Origin of the sequence: Streptomyces desertarenae (assembly GCF_042681365.1) — a bacterium.
GTDB classification, from domain to species: Bacteria; Actinomycetota; Actinomycetes; order Streptomycetales; family Streptomycetaceae; genus Streptomyces; species Streptomyces desertarenae.
The window spans coordinates 474,658-490,507 of sequence record NZ_JBHUFU010000001.1 but is presented as its reverse complement, the minus strand read 5'-3'; the positions used below and the strand labels follow the sequence as shown (position 1 = coordinate 490,507).

Annotated in this window: 15 protein-coding genes; 9 read left to right on the top strand and 6 right to left on the bottom strand. The window is 75.5% G+C overall.

The genetic code is table 11. The annotated features are described in order from the left end of the window. The first annotated feature begins 53 nt into the window (after window positions 1-53). On the top strand, window positions 54-2,735 hold the full coding sequence (aceE, locus tag ACFSJS_RS02135; protein WP_380896019.1) for a pyruvate dehydrogenase (acetyl-transferring), homodimeric type: 2,682 nt from the start codon (window positions 54-56) through the stop codon (window positions 2,733-2,735). Between the two features lie 54 nt (window positions 2,736-2,789). Here aceE and ACFSJS_RS02130 read toward each other — a convergent pair whose 3' ends face one another. Both ACFSJS_RS02130 and ACFSJS_RS02125 read right to left on the bottom strand, forming a co-directional pair. Continuing rightward, entirely contained in the window at window positions 2,790-2,930 is a 141-nt protein-coding gene (locus ACFSJS_RS02130; RefSeq protein WP_380896017.1) for a methionine/alanine import family NSS transporter small subunit, read from the bottom strand. After that, window positions 2,930-4,498, bottom strand: coding sequence for a sodium-dependent transporter (locus ACFSJS_RS02125; RefSeq protein WP_380896015.1), 1,569 nt, complete (start codon window positions 4,496-4,498; stop codon window positions 2,930-2,932). Before ACFSJS_RS02125 ends, ACFSJS_RS02130 begins: the two co-directional genes overlap by 1 nt. A gap of 136 nt (window positions 4,499-4,634) precedes the next feature. On the opposite strand from ACFSJS_RS02125, the gene ACFSJS_RS02120 reads away from it, so the two are divergent. After that, complete coding sequence (locus tag ACFSJS_RS02120) at window positions 4,635-5,666, top strand: helix-turn-helix transcriptional regulator (protein ID WP_380896013.1); 1,032 nt, start codon at window positions 4,635-4,637, stop codon at window positions 5,664-5,666. Here ACFSJS_RS02120 and ACFSJS_RS02115 read toward each other — a convergent pair. Next, window positions 5,663-6,625 (bottom strand): SDR family oxidoreductase, encoded by a 963-nt coding sequence (locus ACFSJS_RS02115; protein ID WP_380896012.1) that lies wholly within the window; start codon window positions 6,623-6,625, stop codon window positions 5,663-5,665. The two genes, ACFSJS_RS02120 and ACFSJS_RS02115, sit on opposite strands and share 4 nt — an antisense overlap. 226 nt (window positions 6,626-6,851) lie before the next feature. On the opposite strand from ACFSJS_RS02115, the gene ACFSJS_RS02110 reads away from it, so the two are divergent. Further along, window positions 6,852-7,382 carry a DUF4240 domain-containing protein gene (locus tag ACFSJS_RS02110; RefSeq protein WP_380896765.1) on the top strand — a complete coding sequence of 177 codons (531 nt, stop codon included), beginning with the start codon at window positions 6,852-6,854 and terminating at the stop codon, window positions 7,380-7,382. On the opposite strand, the gene ACFSJS_RS02105 is transcribed toward ACFSJS_RS02110, so the two are convergent. After that, window positions 7,360-7,935: a GNAT family N-acetyltransferase gene (locus ACFSJS_RS02105; RefSeq protein WP_380896010.1), complete on the bottom strand. Its 576-nt coding sequence runs from the start codon at window positions 7,933-7,935 to the stop codon at window positions 7,360-7,362. The genes ACFSJS_RS02110 and ACFSJS_RS02105 overlap by 23 nt on opposite strands. Window positions 7,936-7,985: 50 nt before the next feature. Between ACFSJS_RS02105 and ACFSJS_RS02100 the strand changes: the two genes are divergently transcribed. Continuing rightward, complete coding sequence (locus ACFSJS_RS02100) at window positions 7,986-8,876, top strand: TIGR01777 family oxidoreductase (protein WP_380896008.1); 891 nt, start codon at window positions 7,986-7,988, stop codon at window positions 8,874-8,876. Window positions 8,877-9,145: 269 nt separating this feature from the next. Continuing rightward, window positions 9,146-10,546, top strand: a complete 1,401-nt coding sequence (locus ACFSJS_RS02095) for an FAD-dependent oxidoreductase (protein ID WP_380896006.1) — start codon at window positions 9,146-9,148, stop codon at window positions 10,544-10,546. A gap of 78 nt (window positions 10,547-10,624) precedes the next feature. Here the strand turns inward: ACFSJS_RS02095 and ACFSJS_RS02090 are convergent, their stop codons facing one another. Continuing rightward, complete coding sequence (locus ACFSJS_RS02090; RefSeq protein WP_380896004.1) at window positions 10,625-12,121, bottom strand: regulator; 1,497 nt, start codon at window positions 12,119-12,121, stop codon at window positions 10,625-10,627. Window positions 12,122-12,394: 273 nt separating this feature from the next. Here ACFSJS_RS02090 and lipB point away from each other — a divergent pair, with 273 nt between their 5' ends. From lipB to ACFSJS_RS02070, 4 genes are all read left to right on the top strand, one after another. Continuing rightward, on the top strand, window positions 12,395-13,198 hold the full coding sequence (gene lipB, locus ACFSJS_RS02085) for a lipoyl(octanoyl) transferase LipB (protein ID WP_380896002.1): 804 nt from the start codon (window positions 12,395-12,397) through the stop codon (window positions 13,196-13,198). A 62-nt stretch (window positions 13,199-13,260) separates the two neighbouring features. Then, window positions 13,261-14,199, top strand: coding sequence for a lipoyl synthase (gene lipA, locus ACFSJS_RS02080; protein ID WP_380896000.1), 939 nt, complete (start codon window positions 13,261-13,263; stop codon window positions 14,197-14,199). 174 nt (window positions 14,200-14,373) lie between these two features. Beyond that, window positions 14,374-14,553, top strand: coding sequence for a hypothetical protein (locus tag ACFSJS_RS02075; protein ID WP_380895998.1), 180 nt, complete (start codon window positions 14,374-14,376; stop codon window positions 14,551-14,553). 10 nt (window positions 14,554-14,563) lie between these two features. Continuing rightward, window positions 14,564-15,247 carry a DUF4191 domain-containing protein gene (locus ACFSJS_RS02070; RefSeq protein WP_380895996.1) on the top strand — a complete coding sequence of 228 codons (684 nt, stop codon included), beginning with the start codon at window positions 14,564-14,566 and terminating at the stop codon, window positions 15,245-15,247. 97 nt (window positions 15,248-15,344) lie between these two features. On the opposite strand, the gene ACFSJS_RS02065 is transcribed toward ACFSJS_RS02070, so the two are convergent. Further along, window positions 15,345-15,812: an RDD family protein gene (locus ACFSJS_RS02065; RefSeq protein WP_380895994.1), complete on the bottom strand. Its 468-nt coding sequence runs from the start codon at window positions 15,810-15,812 to the stop codon at window positions 15,345-15,347. Window positions 15,813-15,850: the final 38 nt, after the last annotated feature.

The window sequence follows — 15,850 nt, the reverse complement described above, 5'->3', positions numbered from 1 at the left end:
GGGTGCGACACCCCCCACCCCCGTTCCGTCCTGTTGTCCGGAAGGCGGCCACCATGCCTGACGCCGAACGCATCCCCAGCGAGCTGGACCAGCTCGTCGACCGCGATCCCGAGGAGACCGCCGAGTGGGCCGCCTCCCTCGACGCCGTCACCCGTGAGGCCGGTCCGCACCGGGCCGCCTACCTGATGCGGCGCACCCTGGAGCACGCCGGACGCACCGGCCTCGCCCTCCCCCCGCTGGTGGAGACGGAGTACGTCAACACCATCCCCACCGCCGCCGAACCCGACTTCCCCGGCGACGAGGAGATGGAGCGGCGGATCACCGCCTGGAACCGCTGGAACGCCGCCGCCATGGTCACCCGCGCCAGCCGGCTGGGCGTGGGCGGCCACATCGCCACCTACGCCTCGGCGGCCTGGCTCTACGAGGTCGGCTTCCAGCACTTCTTCCGGGGCAAGGAGTCCGCCGAGGCACCCGGCTCCGGCGACCAGCTCTACCTCCAGGGCCACGCCTCCCCCGGCATCTACGCCCGCGCCTTCCTGGAGGGCCGGCTGACCGAGGCCCAGCTGGACAACTTCCGCCAGGAGGCCGGCGGGAACGGCCTGCCCTCCTACCCGCACCCGCGCCGGCTGCCCTGGCTGTGGGAGTTCCCGACCGTCTCCATGGGGCTGGGCCCGCTCTCCGCGATCTACCAGGCCCGGTTCAACCGCTACCTGGCCGGCCGCGGCATCAAGGACACCTCCGGCTCCCACGTCTGGGCCTTCCTCGGCGACGGCGAGATGGACGAGCCGGAGTCGACCGCAGCGCTCGCCCTCGCCGCGCGCGAGGAGCTGGACAACCTGACCTTCGTCGTCAACTGCAACCTCCAGCGCCTCGACGGACCGGTCCGCGCCAACTTCAAGGTCGTGCAGGAGCTGGAGGCCCAGTTCCGCGCCGCGGGCTGGAACGTGATCAAGACGCTGTGGGGCTCGGCCTGGGACGAGCTGTTCGCCCTGGACACCACGGGGGCGCTGGTCAGGCGGCTGCGACAGGTCCCGGACGCGCAGTTCCAGACGTATGCCGCCCGTGACGCCTCCTACGTCCGCGAGCACTTCTTCGGCGCCGACCCGGCGCTGGCGGAGATGGCGCGGCTGCTGACCGACGCGAAGATCGACGAGTGCTTCGGCACCTCGCGCGGCGGCCACGAGCCCCGCAAGGTCTACGCGGCCTACCGGGCCGCCCTGGCGCACGAGGGCGCGCCGACCGTGATCCTGGCGCAGACGGTCAAGGGCCACACCCTCGGCAGGGGCTTCGAGTCCAAGAACGCCAACCACCAGATGAAGAAGCTGTCGGTCGACGAGTTCAGGGACATGCGCGACCGGCTCGGCCTGCCGATCCCGGACAGCGCCTTCGACGGCGGCACGGTGCCCTACGGCCACCCGGGCCCCGACTCCCCCGAGGTCCGCTACCTCGCCGAGCGCCGCGCCGCCCTCGGCGGTCCCGCCCCGGCCCGCCGCACGCACCCCGTCCCGGCGCTGCCCGAGCCCTCCGAGCGCGCCTTCCAGGCCCTGCAGAAGGGGTCGGGCAAGCAGGAGATGGCCACGACCATGGCGTTCGTGCGCCTGGTCAAGGAGCTGATGCGGGACCGGGAGACCGGCAGGCGCTGGGTGCCGATCGTCCCCGACGAGGCCCGCACCTTCGGCATGGAGTCGCTGTTCCCCTCGGCCGGCATCTACTCGCCCAAGGGCCAGACGTACGAGCCGGTCGACCGCGACCAGCTGATGTACTACAAGGAGGCCAGGGACGGCCAGATCCTCAACGAGGGGATCACCGAGGCCGGCGCCATGGCCGACTTCATCGCCGCCGCCACCTCGTACGCCACGCACGGCGAGCCGATGATCCCGTTCTACATCTTCTACTCGATGTTCGGCTGGCAGCGCACCGGCGACCAGATGTGGCAGCTCGCCGACCAGCTCGGCCGCGGCTTCGTCGTCGGCGCCACCGCCGGCCGCACCACGCTCACCGGCGAGGGCCTGCAGCACGCCGACGGGCACTCGCACCTGATCGCGGCCACCAACCCGGCCTCGCTCAACTACGACCCGGCGTTCGCCTACGAGATCGCGGTGATCGTGCGCGACGGCCTGCGCCGGATGTACGGGCCGGAGCCGGAGGACGTCTTCTACTACCTGACCGTCTACAACGAGCCCACGGTCCAGCCGCCGATGCCCGAGGGCGTCGAGGAGGGCATCCTGCGGGGCCTGTACCGCTTCCGCGAGGGCACTCCCGCCGCCCCCGACGCGCCCCGGATCCAGCTGCTGGCCTCGGGCACGGCGATCCACTGGGCGCTGGACGCCCAGCGCCTCCTCGCCGACGACTGGGGCGTGACCGCCGACGTGTGGTCCGCCACCTCCTGGAGCGAGCTGCGCCGCGATGCCCTGTCCTGCGACGCGGCGCAGCTCAAGGGCGAGGACCGGACCCCGTACGTCACCCGCGTCCTGCAGGGCGCACCCGGTCCGGTCCTCGCCGTCAGCGACTGGATGCGGGCGGTCCCGGACCAGATCTCCCCCTGGGTGGAGCAGGACTGGTCCTCGCTGGGCACCGACGGCTTCGGGCTCTCCGACACCCGCGAGGCGGCCCGCCGCCACTTCGGGGTGGACGCCGAGTCGATCGCGGTGGCGGCCCTGGACCGGCTGGCCCGGCGCGGCGAGGTCAAGCGGCAGACGGTGCGCGAGGCCGCCGAGCGCTACGGCCTGGCCTGACGTGCCGCAGGCCCCGGACCGCCGGTGCGGCGGTCCGGGGCCTGCGCGGTACCGTCAGGGCTTCCCGCCCTCCGCGCCGGGCTCCGGCTCCTGCTGCTCGTCGGGGTGGCTGCGCAGCTTGAGGACGGCGGCCAGCAGCCCGCCCCACACCACCACCATGGTGACGGCCATCATCACGACGGCTCCCGTCGACATCACCGGTCCCCTTCCGTACGGCCGGGCCCGTCCGGCCCGGCGTCCGCCGTGTCGTCCGGTTCCCTGCCCGCGGGCTCGCCGCGCCAGGGGATCAGGGACGCCAGGACCGCGGCGGCCAGCGCCCCCAGGGCGACCGCCCAGCCGGACCAGAACAGGAAGTCCCCCGGGTAGCCGCCGTAGCGCTCCCCGAACTCCGCCCGCAGGCTGTCGATCATCATCCAGGTCAGCACCAGGGGGGTCACCACACCCAGGGCGATGCGCCACCACACGCCCAGCCGGACGGCCGAGGTGGCGTCCGCGTCCCTCTGGAGCACCGGCAGGCGGCGCAGCACCCAGGCGACGGTGACCACGGCGACCAGGGCCGCCAGGACGATGCCGTACTGGTTGATGAAGTGGTCGGCGGCGTCCAGCAGGTACAGCCCGCTGTCGGTCGGGAAGAGCAGCACGGAGATCGCGGCCAGCACACCGCCGACGCCCAGGACGGCCGGGAGGCGCCCGATGCCGGTCCGGTCCTGCACCGCGGCGACCACCACCTCCACGATGCTGATCAGCGAGGTCAGGCCGGCGATCACCAGGGAGGCGAAGAACAGGAACCCGAACAGGGCGCCCAGCGGCATGGTGGAGATGATCGTCGGGAAGGCGACGAAGGCCAGCCCGATGCCGCTGGTGACGGTCTCGTCCACCGGTGTGCCGCTGGAGACGGAGAGGAAGCCGAGCGTGGCGAAGACGCCGATGCCCGCCAGGACCTCGAAGGAGCTGTTGGCGAAGCCGGCGACCAGCGCCGAGCCCGTCAGGTCGGCGCGGCGCCGCAGGTAGGAGGCGTAGGTGACCATGATGCCGAAGCCGACCGAGAGGGAGAAGAAGATCTGCCCGTAGGCCGCCACCCAGACGCTGCCCTTGGTCAGGGCCTCCCAGTCGGGCGAGAAGAGCGCGTCCAGACCGGTGGCGGCACCGTCCAGGGTGAGCGCCCGGACCACCAGGACGGCGAAGAAGACCACCAGCAGCGGGATGAAGATCCTGTTCGCCCGTTCGATGCCGCGCCGCACGCCCAGGGCCAGGATGGCCAGCACCACGGCCCAGACCGCGAGCAGCGGCCAGAGGACCCCGCCGACGTAGGAGGAGATCCAGCCCGGTTGCTCGGCGGTGCGCAGGAACTCGCCGAAGAAGAAGGCGTCCGCGTCGTCCCCCCAGCTCTCGGTGAGGGAGAAGCCGATGTAGCGGACGGCCCAGGCGAGGATGACGGCGTAGTAGACGGCGATGACGAACGAGATCGCCACCTGCCACCAGCCGATCACCTGCGCCGGGCGGGCCATGCGGCGGAACGCGGCCGGCGGTGATTTCCGGTAGCGGCGGCCGACGGTGTATTCGAGGATCAGCATCGGGATGCCTGCCGTCAGCAGGGCGATCAGGTAGGGCAGCATGAACGCGCCACCGCCGTTCCTGTACGCCTCCGACGGGAAGCGCCAGATGTTGCCCAGTCCGACGGCCGAGCCGATCGCCGCCATCAGGAAGCCCGTGCGGGACCCCCATTGCGCGCGGGACGGTGCGCCGCTGGATTCAGTAGCCATGTGCGACTTTCCTTGGCGTTCGAGCCTTGTGAGGTGACAGCACGCTAACAGCGCAGGGAACGCCGCGCGCTCCGGCGGTGTCTTGGAGCGCGCCCCGGCCGGTGGCCCGGGGCGCCGCCGGCGGGATGATGTCCCCATGCGCGCTGCCCGGTTGATCAAGATGGTGCTGCTGCTCCAGACCCGGCGGTCGATGACCGCCGCCGAGCTGGCGGAGTACCTGGAGGTCTCCGAGCGGACCGTCGCCCGCGACGCGCTGGCCCTGTCGGAGGCGGGCATCCCCGTCTACGCGGACCGGGGCCGGGCGGGCGGCTACCGGCTGGTGGGCGGCTACCGCACCCGGCTGACGGGGCTCGGGCGCGACGAGGCGGAGGCACTGTTCCTGTCCGGGGTGCCCGGCGCGCTGCGGGACATGGGGCTGGCGGACGCGGCGTCGGCGGCCCGGCTGAAGGTGGCCGCGGCGCTCACCCCCGAACTGGCCGACGCCCCGCGCAGCGCGGCGCAGCGGTTCCACCTGGACGCCCCCGCCTGGTGGCAGCCGCCCGAGACGCCCGGCGGGCTGCCGGCGGTCGCCGGGGCGGTGTGGGACGACCGGCGCCTGGCGGTGCGCTACCGGCGCCGGGGCGGTGAGGAGGTGGAGCGGACGCTGGAGCCGTACGGCCTGGTCCTCAAGGCCGGCGTCTGGTACCTGGTCGCGCGGGCCGCCGGCGGCGCCGAAGGCGGCCGCGGTCCGGGCGGGGGGCACCGCGTCTACCGGGTGGACCGCCTGGTCTCCGCCGAGCCGCTGGCCGAGCGGTTCGCGCGGGACGAGGGGTTCGACCTGCCCGCCTTCTGGGAGGAGCGCGCCGCCTCCTTCGCCCGCTCGATCCTGCGCGAGACCGTCGTGGTGCGGCTGACCGGCGCGGGCGTACGGGCGCTGCGGTACGCCGTGGACCGGGCGGCGGCCGAGGAGGCGCTGGAGCGGGCGGAGACCGACGGGCGGGGGCGGACCACCGTCACCCTGCCCGTGGAGTCCCAGGACGTGGCCTACACGCAGCTGCTCGCCCTGGGTCCGGAGTGCGAGGTGCTGGAGCCGCCCGCGCTGCGCGAGCGCATGGCGCGGGCGGCCGAGCGCACGGCCGCGCTCTACCGGCGGGCGCCCCGCCGCGGGGCGCCCGCCCAGGGCGGCTAGCGGTACTCCTCCACGTCCGCCTCCCGGCCGCCGTGGACGACCTCGATGAAGTACCGCCAGCCGTCCGGGCGCGAGCCGTCGGTGTCGGTGAGGCCGTACTCGCGGGCGAGCTGCCCGCTGGAGAGCGACCGGCCGCTCCAGCGCGCCGCCCCGGGGTCGCACGCCAGCGCCGCGATGCCCCGGCCGAGGTAGGCGGGCGACTCGGCGATCGCGAAGTGCGGTTCCTTGGCGACGGCGTCGCGCCAGTTCTCCTCCGTCACCCCGAGGCTGTCGAGCATCTCCTCCGAGCGCAGGAAGCCCGGGGAGACGCAGACCGCCGCGCAGCCGTACTCCTTCAGCTCCTCGGCGAGGCCGAAGGCCATCCGGATCGGGGCGTTCTTGGCGAGGTCGAAGAAGAGGTTGCCGCGGTAGCGGGGGCCGTTGTACTCCGCCGTGCCGTCGGTGACCTCCACCACCAGCCCGCCCGGCCGCCGGATCAGCAGAGGCAGGGCGAAGTGGCTGGTGACCAGGTGGGTCTCGACGCCCAGGCGCAGCATGCGCAGGCCCTTGTCCAGTCCGACCTCCCACACCTTCGTGTCGAAGTCGAGCAGGTGGTCGCCGCCCCAGACGTCGTTGACCAGGACGTCCAGCCGCCCGTGGTCGCGGTCGATCCGCTCCACCAGGGCGCGCACCCGCTCCGGTTCGAGGTGGTCGACGGGGACCGCGATGCCGGTGCCCCCCGCCGCCGTGACCAGGTCGGCGGTCTCCTCGATGGTCTCGGTGGGGCGGCCCACCTCGCTGACGCGCTCGCGGGTGGTGCGGCCGGTGACGTACACCGTGGCGCCGGCCCGCCCCAGCTCCACGGCGGTCGCCCGGCCGACGCCCCGGGTGGCTCCGGCCACCAGGGCGACCTTTCCGCCGAGCGCGCCGGCCGGCTCCCCCGCCCGCGCCGCCTCCGCGCCCGGGTGCTCCCTGTCCATGTGCCCGCTCCTTCCGTGGTCTGCGGCTTCCGGGGTGTCCGGCGCGCACCGCCGGTACACGGCCGGGGGCGTCCGGCGCGCCCGCCTCGTCGGCGGGCCGCCCGGCCCCCACACGCACACTGGCACCGATACCCGACACCTCCTGTCGGGTTTTCCCGCCGGTGTGTTCCGCTCCGGCGTTGCGCGTGCAGGCCGGGCGCGCCGGGCGGATGCTGGAGCCGTGACGATGCACGAGGCGGAGTTCTGGGAGCTGGTCGACACCACCCGCGAGGTCTCCGGCGGCGATCCGGAGGACCACGCCGACCTGCTGGCCGAGCGGTTGTCCGCGCTCGACCCGGAGACGGTCGTGGACTTCGCCCACCACTTCGAGACCCGGGTGAACCGGGCCTGGCGCTGGGACCTGTGGGGCGCGGCCTGGGTGCTGCTGGACGGGGCGAGCGACGACGCCTTCGACTCCTTCCGCTGCTGGCTGATCGGGCGGGGCCGGGCGGTCTTCGAGGGCGCGCTCCACGACCCGGAGTCGCTCGCCGAACTGCTGGACGACTTCGACCCGGAGAGCGACGGCGAGGGCGCGGACCTGGGCTGCGTGCCGTACGAGGCGTACGAGCGGCTCACCGGCGCCCAGATGCCCGACCCCGGGGTGCCCGAGCCGCCCCCGGAGCCGGAGGGCTCCCCGCCGCCCTTCGAGGACGACCGCGCCCTGGCGGCCCGCTACCCGCGCCTGTGGGAGCGGTTCAGGGAGCCGGAGGAGCCGTGAGGGGGGCCTGCCCGGAGCGCCCGGGGGCCGCGGCGGGGGCCAGCGGACGCCCCATCAGCACGTCGTCCGTGTAACCGGTCTCCAGCAGGAACTCCCCGGGCAGCACGCCCTCCACGGTGAAGCCCTCGGACTCGTACAGCGCCCGCGCCGGCGCGTTGTGGCCCAGCACGCGCAGGGTGATCCGGGAGGCGCCCTGCCGCCGCGCCTCGTCCATCGCCGCCCGCAGCAGCGCCCGCCCCACGCCCCGGCCGCGCGCCCGGCCGTCCACCGCCAGCCCCTGGATCTGGCGGACGTGGGCGTTGCAGGCCAGCGGGGTGGGCCGCGCCACCTTGACGTAGCCGACGAGCTCCCCGTCCAGTTCGGCGACGAGGAACTGCCAGGGGCGGTGGACCGCGTCGAAGAACGGGTCGTAGGGCGGCTGCGGGCGGGGGGTGACCGCGTGCACGGGCGACCAGGTGCGCCGGTCCAGCTCCCCCAGCGCTCCGCCGTCCTCGTCGGCGGCAGGGCGTATGACGGGGCGTGAGGGGCGCACGGGGCGCGCAGGCGTGGACATGCCGGTCACTCTGCCTGGCCCCCGGCCGCCCCGTCCAGCAGGATGGGGCCATGCGTATCGCCGTCACCGGCTCCTCGGGACTCATCGGCCGGGCCCTCGTCTCCTCCCTGCGCGCGGACGGCCACGAGGTGCTGCGCCTGGTCCGGCGCCCCGCCCGTGCCGGGGACGAGGTGGAGTGGGACCCCGGGCGGCGGTACGTGGACACCGCCGGGCTCGCCGGCAGCGACGCCGTGGTGCACCTGGCGGGTGCGGGCGTGGGCGACCACCGCTGGACGGAGGCGTACAAGCGCGAGATCCGCGACAGCCGGGTGCTGGGCACGGCCGCCGTCGCCGAGGCCGTCGCCTCGCTCGACGCCCCGCCGCGCACCCTGGTGGTCGGCACCGGCGTCGGGTACTACGGCGACACCGGCGACCGGGCCGTGGACGAGGACGCGCCGCCCGGCACCGGCTTCCTCGCCGACGTCTGCCGGGCGTGGGAGGCCGCCGCGGCGCCCGCCGAGGAGGCGGGCATCAGGACGGTGTACGCCCGCACCGGCCTGGTGGTGTCCCGGCACGGCGGCGCCTGGGGGCGCCTGTTCCCGGTCTTCAGGGCGGGACTGGGCGGCCCGCTGGGCGGCGGCCGCCAGTACTGGAGCCACATCGCGCTGCACGACCACATCGCCGCCCTGCGGCACCTGCTGGAGACGGGCGGGCTGTCCGGGCCCGTCAACCTCACCGCGCCCGAGCCGGTCACCCAGCGGGAGGTGGCCGCCGCGATGGGGCGGGTGCTGCGCCGGCCGGCCGTGCTGCCCGTGCCCGCGGCGGCGCTGCGCCTGGTGCTCGGGGAGTTCGCCGGGGACGTGCTGGGCAGCCAGCGGGTGCTGCCCCGGCGGCTGCTGGAGTCCGGGTTCGTGTTCGCCTTCCCCGGGATCGAGGACGCCGTGCGGGCGGCGCTGCGCTGACCCGGCCCCGAGGCGGTGCGCGGCCGGCCCCGAGGCGGTGCGCGGCCGGCCCCGAGGCGGTGCGCGGCCGGCCCCGAGGCGGTGTGCGACCTCCGTACACCCGTGCGCGAGCGCCGTGCGGCCGTGCTCCCGTCCGTGCGCCACTGGCCCCGCTCGAGCGGTTCTCTAGGGTCGTTGGGAGCGCGAGTCGATCGAACGCCTCTTCGGAGGGCGAACACGGTCCCGCGGACATCTCCCCTCGCGCCGCAGCGCCGACCACGGGAGGGCACATGCTCGGCAGCGCGCCCCGTCCGAACCCCGGCACCGGCCGGGACACCACCGACGTCGTCGTCATCGGCGCGGGCCTGGCGGGCCTGGCCGCCGCCCGCCATCTGACCGCGGCCGGACTGCGGGTCACCGTCCTGGAGGCCGCGCAGGACGTCGGCGGCCGGATGGCCACCGACGAGGTCGACGGCTACCGGCTGGACCGCGGCGGCCGCCCGCTGTCGTCCGACTGGCCCGAGCTGGCGCGCTGCCCCGGCCTGGAGCAGCTGGTCCTGCGCCCCTTCTCCGCGGGGGTGCTGGTCCGCAGCGGCGACCGGGCCCTGCGCATCGCACCGCCCCGCACCGTCCGGCCCCTCAGGGGGGCCGAGAGCGCGTACGCCGCGGTGGGCGCCCTGGCCGGCGCCCGGCGCCCGGCGGGCGGCACCGCCGTGGGCGGCACCCTGGGCACGACACTGGGCGGCACCCTGGACCTCGCCCGGCTGCGCGCCCAGCTCGCCCGGCTCGCCGCGACCCCCGACGAGAGGCTGCGGTCCCGCCCCGAGCTGCCCGCCGCCCGGTTCCCGGCCGTCCGCGGCCTGCCGCCCCGCACGGTCGAGGGCGTGCTGCGGCCCCTGCTCGGCGCGCTGCTGTGCGACCCGGAGCTGACGACCTCCAGCCGCGTCGGCGACCTGGCGCTGCGCGGTTTCGCCCGCGGCGGGCTCTGCCTGCCCGCCGGCGGCGCGGCGGCCCTGCCCCGGGCGCTGGCCGCCGGCCTGCCGCCCGGCTCCGTCCGCACCGGGGTGCGGGTGCTCTCCGTGGCGGTCGACGCGGTCGTCACGCGCGAGCTGGGCACCCTGCGCTGCCGCGCGGTGCTCATCGCCACCGGGGCGCGGGACGCCGCGGAGCTGCTGCCGGGGCTGCGGGTGCCGGACTTCCACCCCGTGACGGTGCTCCACCACGCCGCGGAGGACGCCGCTCCCCCCGCCGGACCGGTGCTGGTCCTCGACGCCGGGCGGAGCGGGCCGGTCGCGTACACCTCCGTGGCCAGCGCCGTGGACCCCTCCCGGGCCCGCCCGGGCCGGGCGCTGGTCACCTCGGTGGTGCTCGGACCCGCCGCGGCGGAACCCCCGGCCGTGCTGGAGCGGGCCGCCCGCACCCAGCTGGCCCGCCTCTACGGCGTCCCGACCGGCCGCTGGCGGCTGCTGGTCGCCCACCACGATCCGCGGGCCGTCCCCGCCGCCCCCGCCCCGCACGATCCGCGGCGCCCCGTCCGGGTGCTGTACGGGCTGTACGTCTGCGGCGACCACCGCGACTCCCCCGACGTCCAGGGCGCCCTGCGCTCGGCCCGCCGCGCCGCGGAGGCGCTCCGCCGCGACTTCGGCGTCGGGACGCGCCCGCGGCACCCGGCGCTGCCCACCGCGGCGTGAGACGTGCGGCCGCGCCGCCGCACGGCGGCGCGGCCGCCTCCGGGGCCCCGCTCGCCCGGGGCTCCGGCGGCCGGCGCGTCAGACCAGGGCGGCGACGCGCTCGCGGTAGGTGCGCACCGGAGTGGCGTCCCGGTACGGCTCCAGGCGGCGCTCGAAGTCCTTGACGTACTCGTGGGCCCGCACCGACCGCATCTCCGACGCCTGCTGCGCCGCCTCGGCGGCCAGCGCGCACGCCTGCTCCACGTCGCCCAGGCCCAGCCGGGCCGTGGCCAGCACCACCTTGCAGAACAGCCTGCTGCGGACGTAGCCGGCGCCCCTGAGCTGGAGGGAGCGCTCGGCGTGCTGTGCCGCCGCCCGGTACTGCTGGAGGTCCCGGTGGCAGTGGCCGAACTCGTCGGCGAGCTGCGCCTCGTCGAAGAACCGCGCCCAGTGCGGCGTCTCGTCGCCCGGACGCGCCTGCTCCAGCGCCCGCTCGGCCCGGGCCATCGACGCCGTGCAGGCCCGCACCTCGCCCAGCACCCCGTGCCCGCGCGCCTCCACCGCGTGCAGCAGCGACTGGACGACCGGCGGCACCGAGGAGCCCACGCCCTGCTGGGCGACCCGCGCCAGCTGCACCGCCTCCCGGCCGTGCCCGAGGTAGACGGCCTGCCGGCTCATCGTCACCAGGACGTAGCTGCCGTACGCCCGGTCCCCGGCGGCCTGCGACAGCCGCAGCGCCTGCACGAAGTAGCGCTGCGCCAGGCCGTGGGCGGCGATGTCGTACGCCGTCCACCCCGCCAGGCGGGTCAGGTCGGCCACGGCGCCGAACAGGCGGCGGCCGGTCTGCTCCCCGTAGGCGCCGCGCAGCATCGGCTCGGCCTCGTGCTCGAGGTAGCGCACCAGCGCCTGCCGGGCGTGGCCGCCGCCGTAGGCGTGGTCGAGGCTGCGGAACAGCTCGCCGACCGAGCGGAGCGCCGCCACGTCCCCGGCGGTGACCCGCTGGCCCGGCCCGCGCTCGACCCGCTCGACGCGGGCGGCCTGGGCCGCCCGGGGCGCCGGCACGGCGGCGGGCGTGTGCCCGGGCGCGCGGCCCTGCGGGGGCACGCGCGGGGGCTCGGGGGCGGGCTCGCCGCGCGCGACGCGCTCGTCGGGGCGGCCGATCAGCCAGTCCCGGCTGGGCACCACCAGTCCGGCCGGGGTGAAGGCGATCTTGCGCAGCTCGGCGTGGCTGCCGGTGTCCTTGCGCCACAGCCCGCCGACGATGTCCACCGCCTCGCTGGGCGTGGCCGCGAACTCCAGGCCCGCGTAGACCGGCGCGCAGGCGTCCAGGCCCAGGTCCTGCGCGGTCAGCCTGCGGCCCAGGCGGCGGGTGAAGACCTCGGCGATCAGGGCCGGCGTCGTGCCGCGCGGCTGCTGGCCGCGCAGCCAGCGCGTCACCGAGGTCTTGTCGTACCGGAGGTCCAGCCCGTGCTCCAACCCGAGTTGGTCGACCCGCCGGGCGAGCCCGGCGTTGGAGAACCCGGCCTCGGCGATGAGTGCGGCGAGCTGGCGGTTGGGGGTGCGCTGGGAAGACTTCCCAGGTCGTTCCGTCGTCATCGGCTTTGCGGTCTCCTGCCTCACGGCTTGGGTACGACAGACGCCGGGGCGCCCTGCTGGAACGGCGCGAATGTAGCGGTCCCGCGCGGCGTGTCGGGGGGATGCGGCCGGCTTTCATCCATACGTGTGAGGGGAGGCCGCCCCGCGGGCCCGGCGGCCGCCCCGGACCCTTCCGGCGGCGCTCCCCCGCGGCGCCGTACAGTGGCAGCCGGGGCGCGCCAGGTCCCGGGAAGGCCCGGACCGCGGCCCGAGGACCGCGAGGAGGATCCCGCCGTGAGCGAGCTGCGCTTTGTCCACCTGGGTTTCGGCGAGGAGGCCGTGGAGTATCGGGAGGCGTGGCAGCGGCAGCGCGAGGTCCACGCGGCGCGCCTCGCCGACGAGGTCCCCGACACCTGCCTGCTCCTGGAGCACCAGCCGGTCTACACCGCCGGGCGCCGCACCGAGGACAGCGAGCGCCCCCTGGACGGCACCCCCGTGGTGGACGTGGACCGCGGCGGCAAGATCACCTGGCACGGCCCCGGCCAGCTGGTGGGCTACCCGATCCTCAGGCTCCCCCGCCCGGTGGACGTGATCGCCCACGTGCGGCGGCTGGAGGAGGCCCTGATCCGCACCTGCGCCGAGTTCGGCCTGGAGACCACCCGGGTCGAGGGCCGCAGCGGGGTGTGGGTGCTGGGCGACCCGGCGCGCAGGCCCGGGCCGGGCGGGCTGGAGCTGGACCTCGCCCCCGGGGCGGGCGCCTCCTCGCCGGCGGGGGACGAGGACGGGGAGTACGACCCGCGGCTGCGGGGCCCGGAGTACGCGCCCTCCAACGCCGGCCAGCGCGGTGAGGACCGCAAGCTCGGCGCGATCGGCGTCCGCGTCGCCAAGGACGTCACCATGCACGGCTTCTCCCTGAACTGCGACCCGGACAACACCTGGTTCGACCGCATCGTGCCGTGCGGCATCCGGGACGCGGGCGTCACCTCCCTCTCGCAGGAGCTGGGCAGGAGGGTGTCCGTCGCCGAGGTGCTGCCGGTGGCGGAGAAGCACCTGCGGGCGGTGCTGGAGGAGGAGGCGCCCCTCCCCCGCGCCGTCTGACCCGAACAAGCCGAGGCGTACGCTTGTGCGTGCCGAAGAATCGAAGTCACAGGGAGCCGGACGTGTCCGCTGTCGCACCCGACGGTAGGAAGCTGCTGCGCCTGGAGGTCCGGAACAGCCAGACCCCCATCGAGCGCAAGCCCGAGTGGATCAAGACCCGGGCGAAGATGGGCCCCGAGTACAACGCACTGCAGTCCTTGGTCAAGCGCGAGGGGCTGCACACGGTGTGCCAGGAGGCGGGCTGCCCCAACATCTTCGAGTGCTGGGAGGACCGGGAGGCCACCTTCCTCATCGGCGGCGAGCAGTGCACCCGGCGCTGCGACTTCTGCCAGATCGACACCGGCAAGCCCGCCGCGTTCGACCGGGACGAGCCGCGCCGCGTGGCGGAGTCCGTGCGGCAGATGGAGCTGCGGTACGCCACGGTCACCGGTGTCGCGCGCGACGACCTGCCCGACGGCGGCGCCTGGCTGTACGCCGAGACGGTCCGCCAGATCCACGCGCTGATGCCGGACACCGGCGTCGAGCTGCTGATCCCGGACTTCAACGCCGTCCCCGAGCAGCTCGCCGAGGTCTTCTCCTCCCGCCCGGAGGTGCTGGCGCACAACGTGGAGACGGTGCCGCGGATCTTCAAGCGCATCCGCCCCGCCTTCCGCTACGAGCGGTCGCTGGAGGTCATCACCCGGGCCCGCGCGGAGGGGCTGGTCACCAAGTCCAACCTGATCCTGGGCATGGGCGAGACCCGCGAGGAGGTTTCCCAGGCCCTGCGCGACCTGCACGAGGCGGGCTGCGAGCTGATCACCATCACCCAGTACCTGCGGCCCTCCCCGCGGCACCACCCCGTGGAGCGCTGGGTGAAGCCGCAGGAGTTCGTGGAGCTGCAGGCGGAGGCGGAGGAGATCGGCTTCGCCGGTGTCCTGTCCGGCCCGCTGGTCCGCTCCTCCTACCGCGCCGGCCGGCTGTACCGGCAGGCGATCGAGCGCCGGGGCGCCACGGCCGCCTGACGCGGGCCCGCCGCCCGGCACCGCCGGGCGGCGGATCCGTCCGCAGGGCTCCTTCCGTCCCCTGTGACCGCCCGGTCGCCTGCCGGCGGCACCGGGGGCGGGGGGGCGCCGACGGGGCCGCGGGCCGCGCGCGTCCCGCCGCCCCACGGGCGCGTCCGGCGGAAGGGGCTCCCGGTGCACACCGCGCTGCGGGTCCTGGAAGGGCTGCTGCCGCCCGGCGGCCGGCTGACCGCGCTCCGCAACGCCCGGACGTCGGCCCTGCGCGACCGCGGCCGGGCGCGGGCGCGCCGTGAGGCCGCGGCGGCGCCGGAGGCCGCGGCGACCCGCCCGAGGCGGCCGGTGGGGACGACGTAGACTTCGCCGTATGGCGAGGAAGGAAACATCCGAGAATCCGGGGCGGCTCAAGCAGATCGCCCTGACGTACAAGATGACGCGGCGCGTCGACAGGTGGATCGGCTTCGTCATCGCGGGCGTAGGTGTCGTCACCTTCGGTGTTCTCCTCGCGATCGGCTTCTGGCTCGGTCACCCGGTCTACCTGGGCATCCTCGGCTTCCTGCTGGCCTTCCTGGCGATGGCGATCGTCTTCGGCCGGCGGGCCGAGCGGGCCGCCTTCAGCCAGATGGAGGGCCAGCCGGGCGCGGCGGCCGCGGTGCTGGACAACATCGGCCGGGGCTGGACGGTCACCCCGGCGGTGGCGGTCAACCGCCAGCAGGACGTGGTCCACCGCGCGGTCGGCAAGGCCGGCATCGTCCTGGTCGGCGAGGGCAACCCCAACCGGGTGCGGAACCTGCTCGCCTCCGAGAGGAAGCGCATGGCGCGCATCGTCGGCGAGGTCCCCGTCCACGACGTGGTGGTGGGCACCGGCGAGGGCCAGACGGAGCTGAAGAAGCTCCGCACCAAGCTGCTCAAGCTCCCCCGGGTCCTCCAGGGCCCCCAGGTCACCGAGGTCAACGACCGGCTGCGGGCGATGGGCGACCTGATGAACAACCTGCCGCTGCCCAAGGGCCCGATGCCCCGGGGCATGCGGATGCCCCGGGGGCCCCGCTGAGCCGAGGGCCCGCGCGGGAGCCCGGCGGACGGATGCGGCGGAGGCCCGGAGCAGCTGCTCCGGGCCTCCGCCGCATCCGTCCGCCGGGCCGGGCGGCTCAGATCCGCACCTGGACGGCGCCGGAGAGGCGGTCGTGCAGGCCGCGCGAGTCGCGGTCCCAGACCAGCGCCGGGACGGCGAGCACCAGCAGGACCGTGCGCAGCACCGTGCGGGGCAGCGAGAGGCGTCCGCCGTCCGCCGAGACCACCCGCAGCCCCATCAGCCGCTTGCCCGGGGTGGAGCCGACCGTGCCGACGGTGAGCACGGAGAGCACGGCGAGGACCAGCAGCGCCCAGTTGCCCGCGGCCCGGAAGTCGCCGCCCGTGAGCAGACCGTATGCGATCAGCAGGCACAGGCCCCAGTCGACGGAGATCGCCGCGACCCGCCGTCCGACCGGCGCGATCGAGCCCGGCCCGTCCTGGGGCAGACCCAGCCGCTCGCCCCGGTAGCCGAAGTCCACGCCCATCTGCTCGGCCGCCGCACGCGGGCCCGAGAGCCACGATCCGATTGCTTGCCTGTTGTCCACGCCTCAACGGTAACGCGCGGGGATCGGGGGTACCCGAG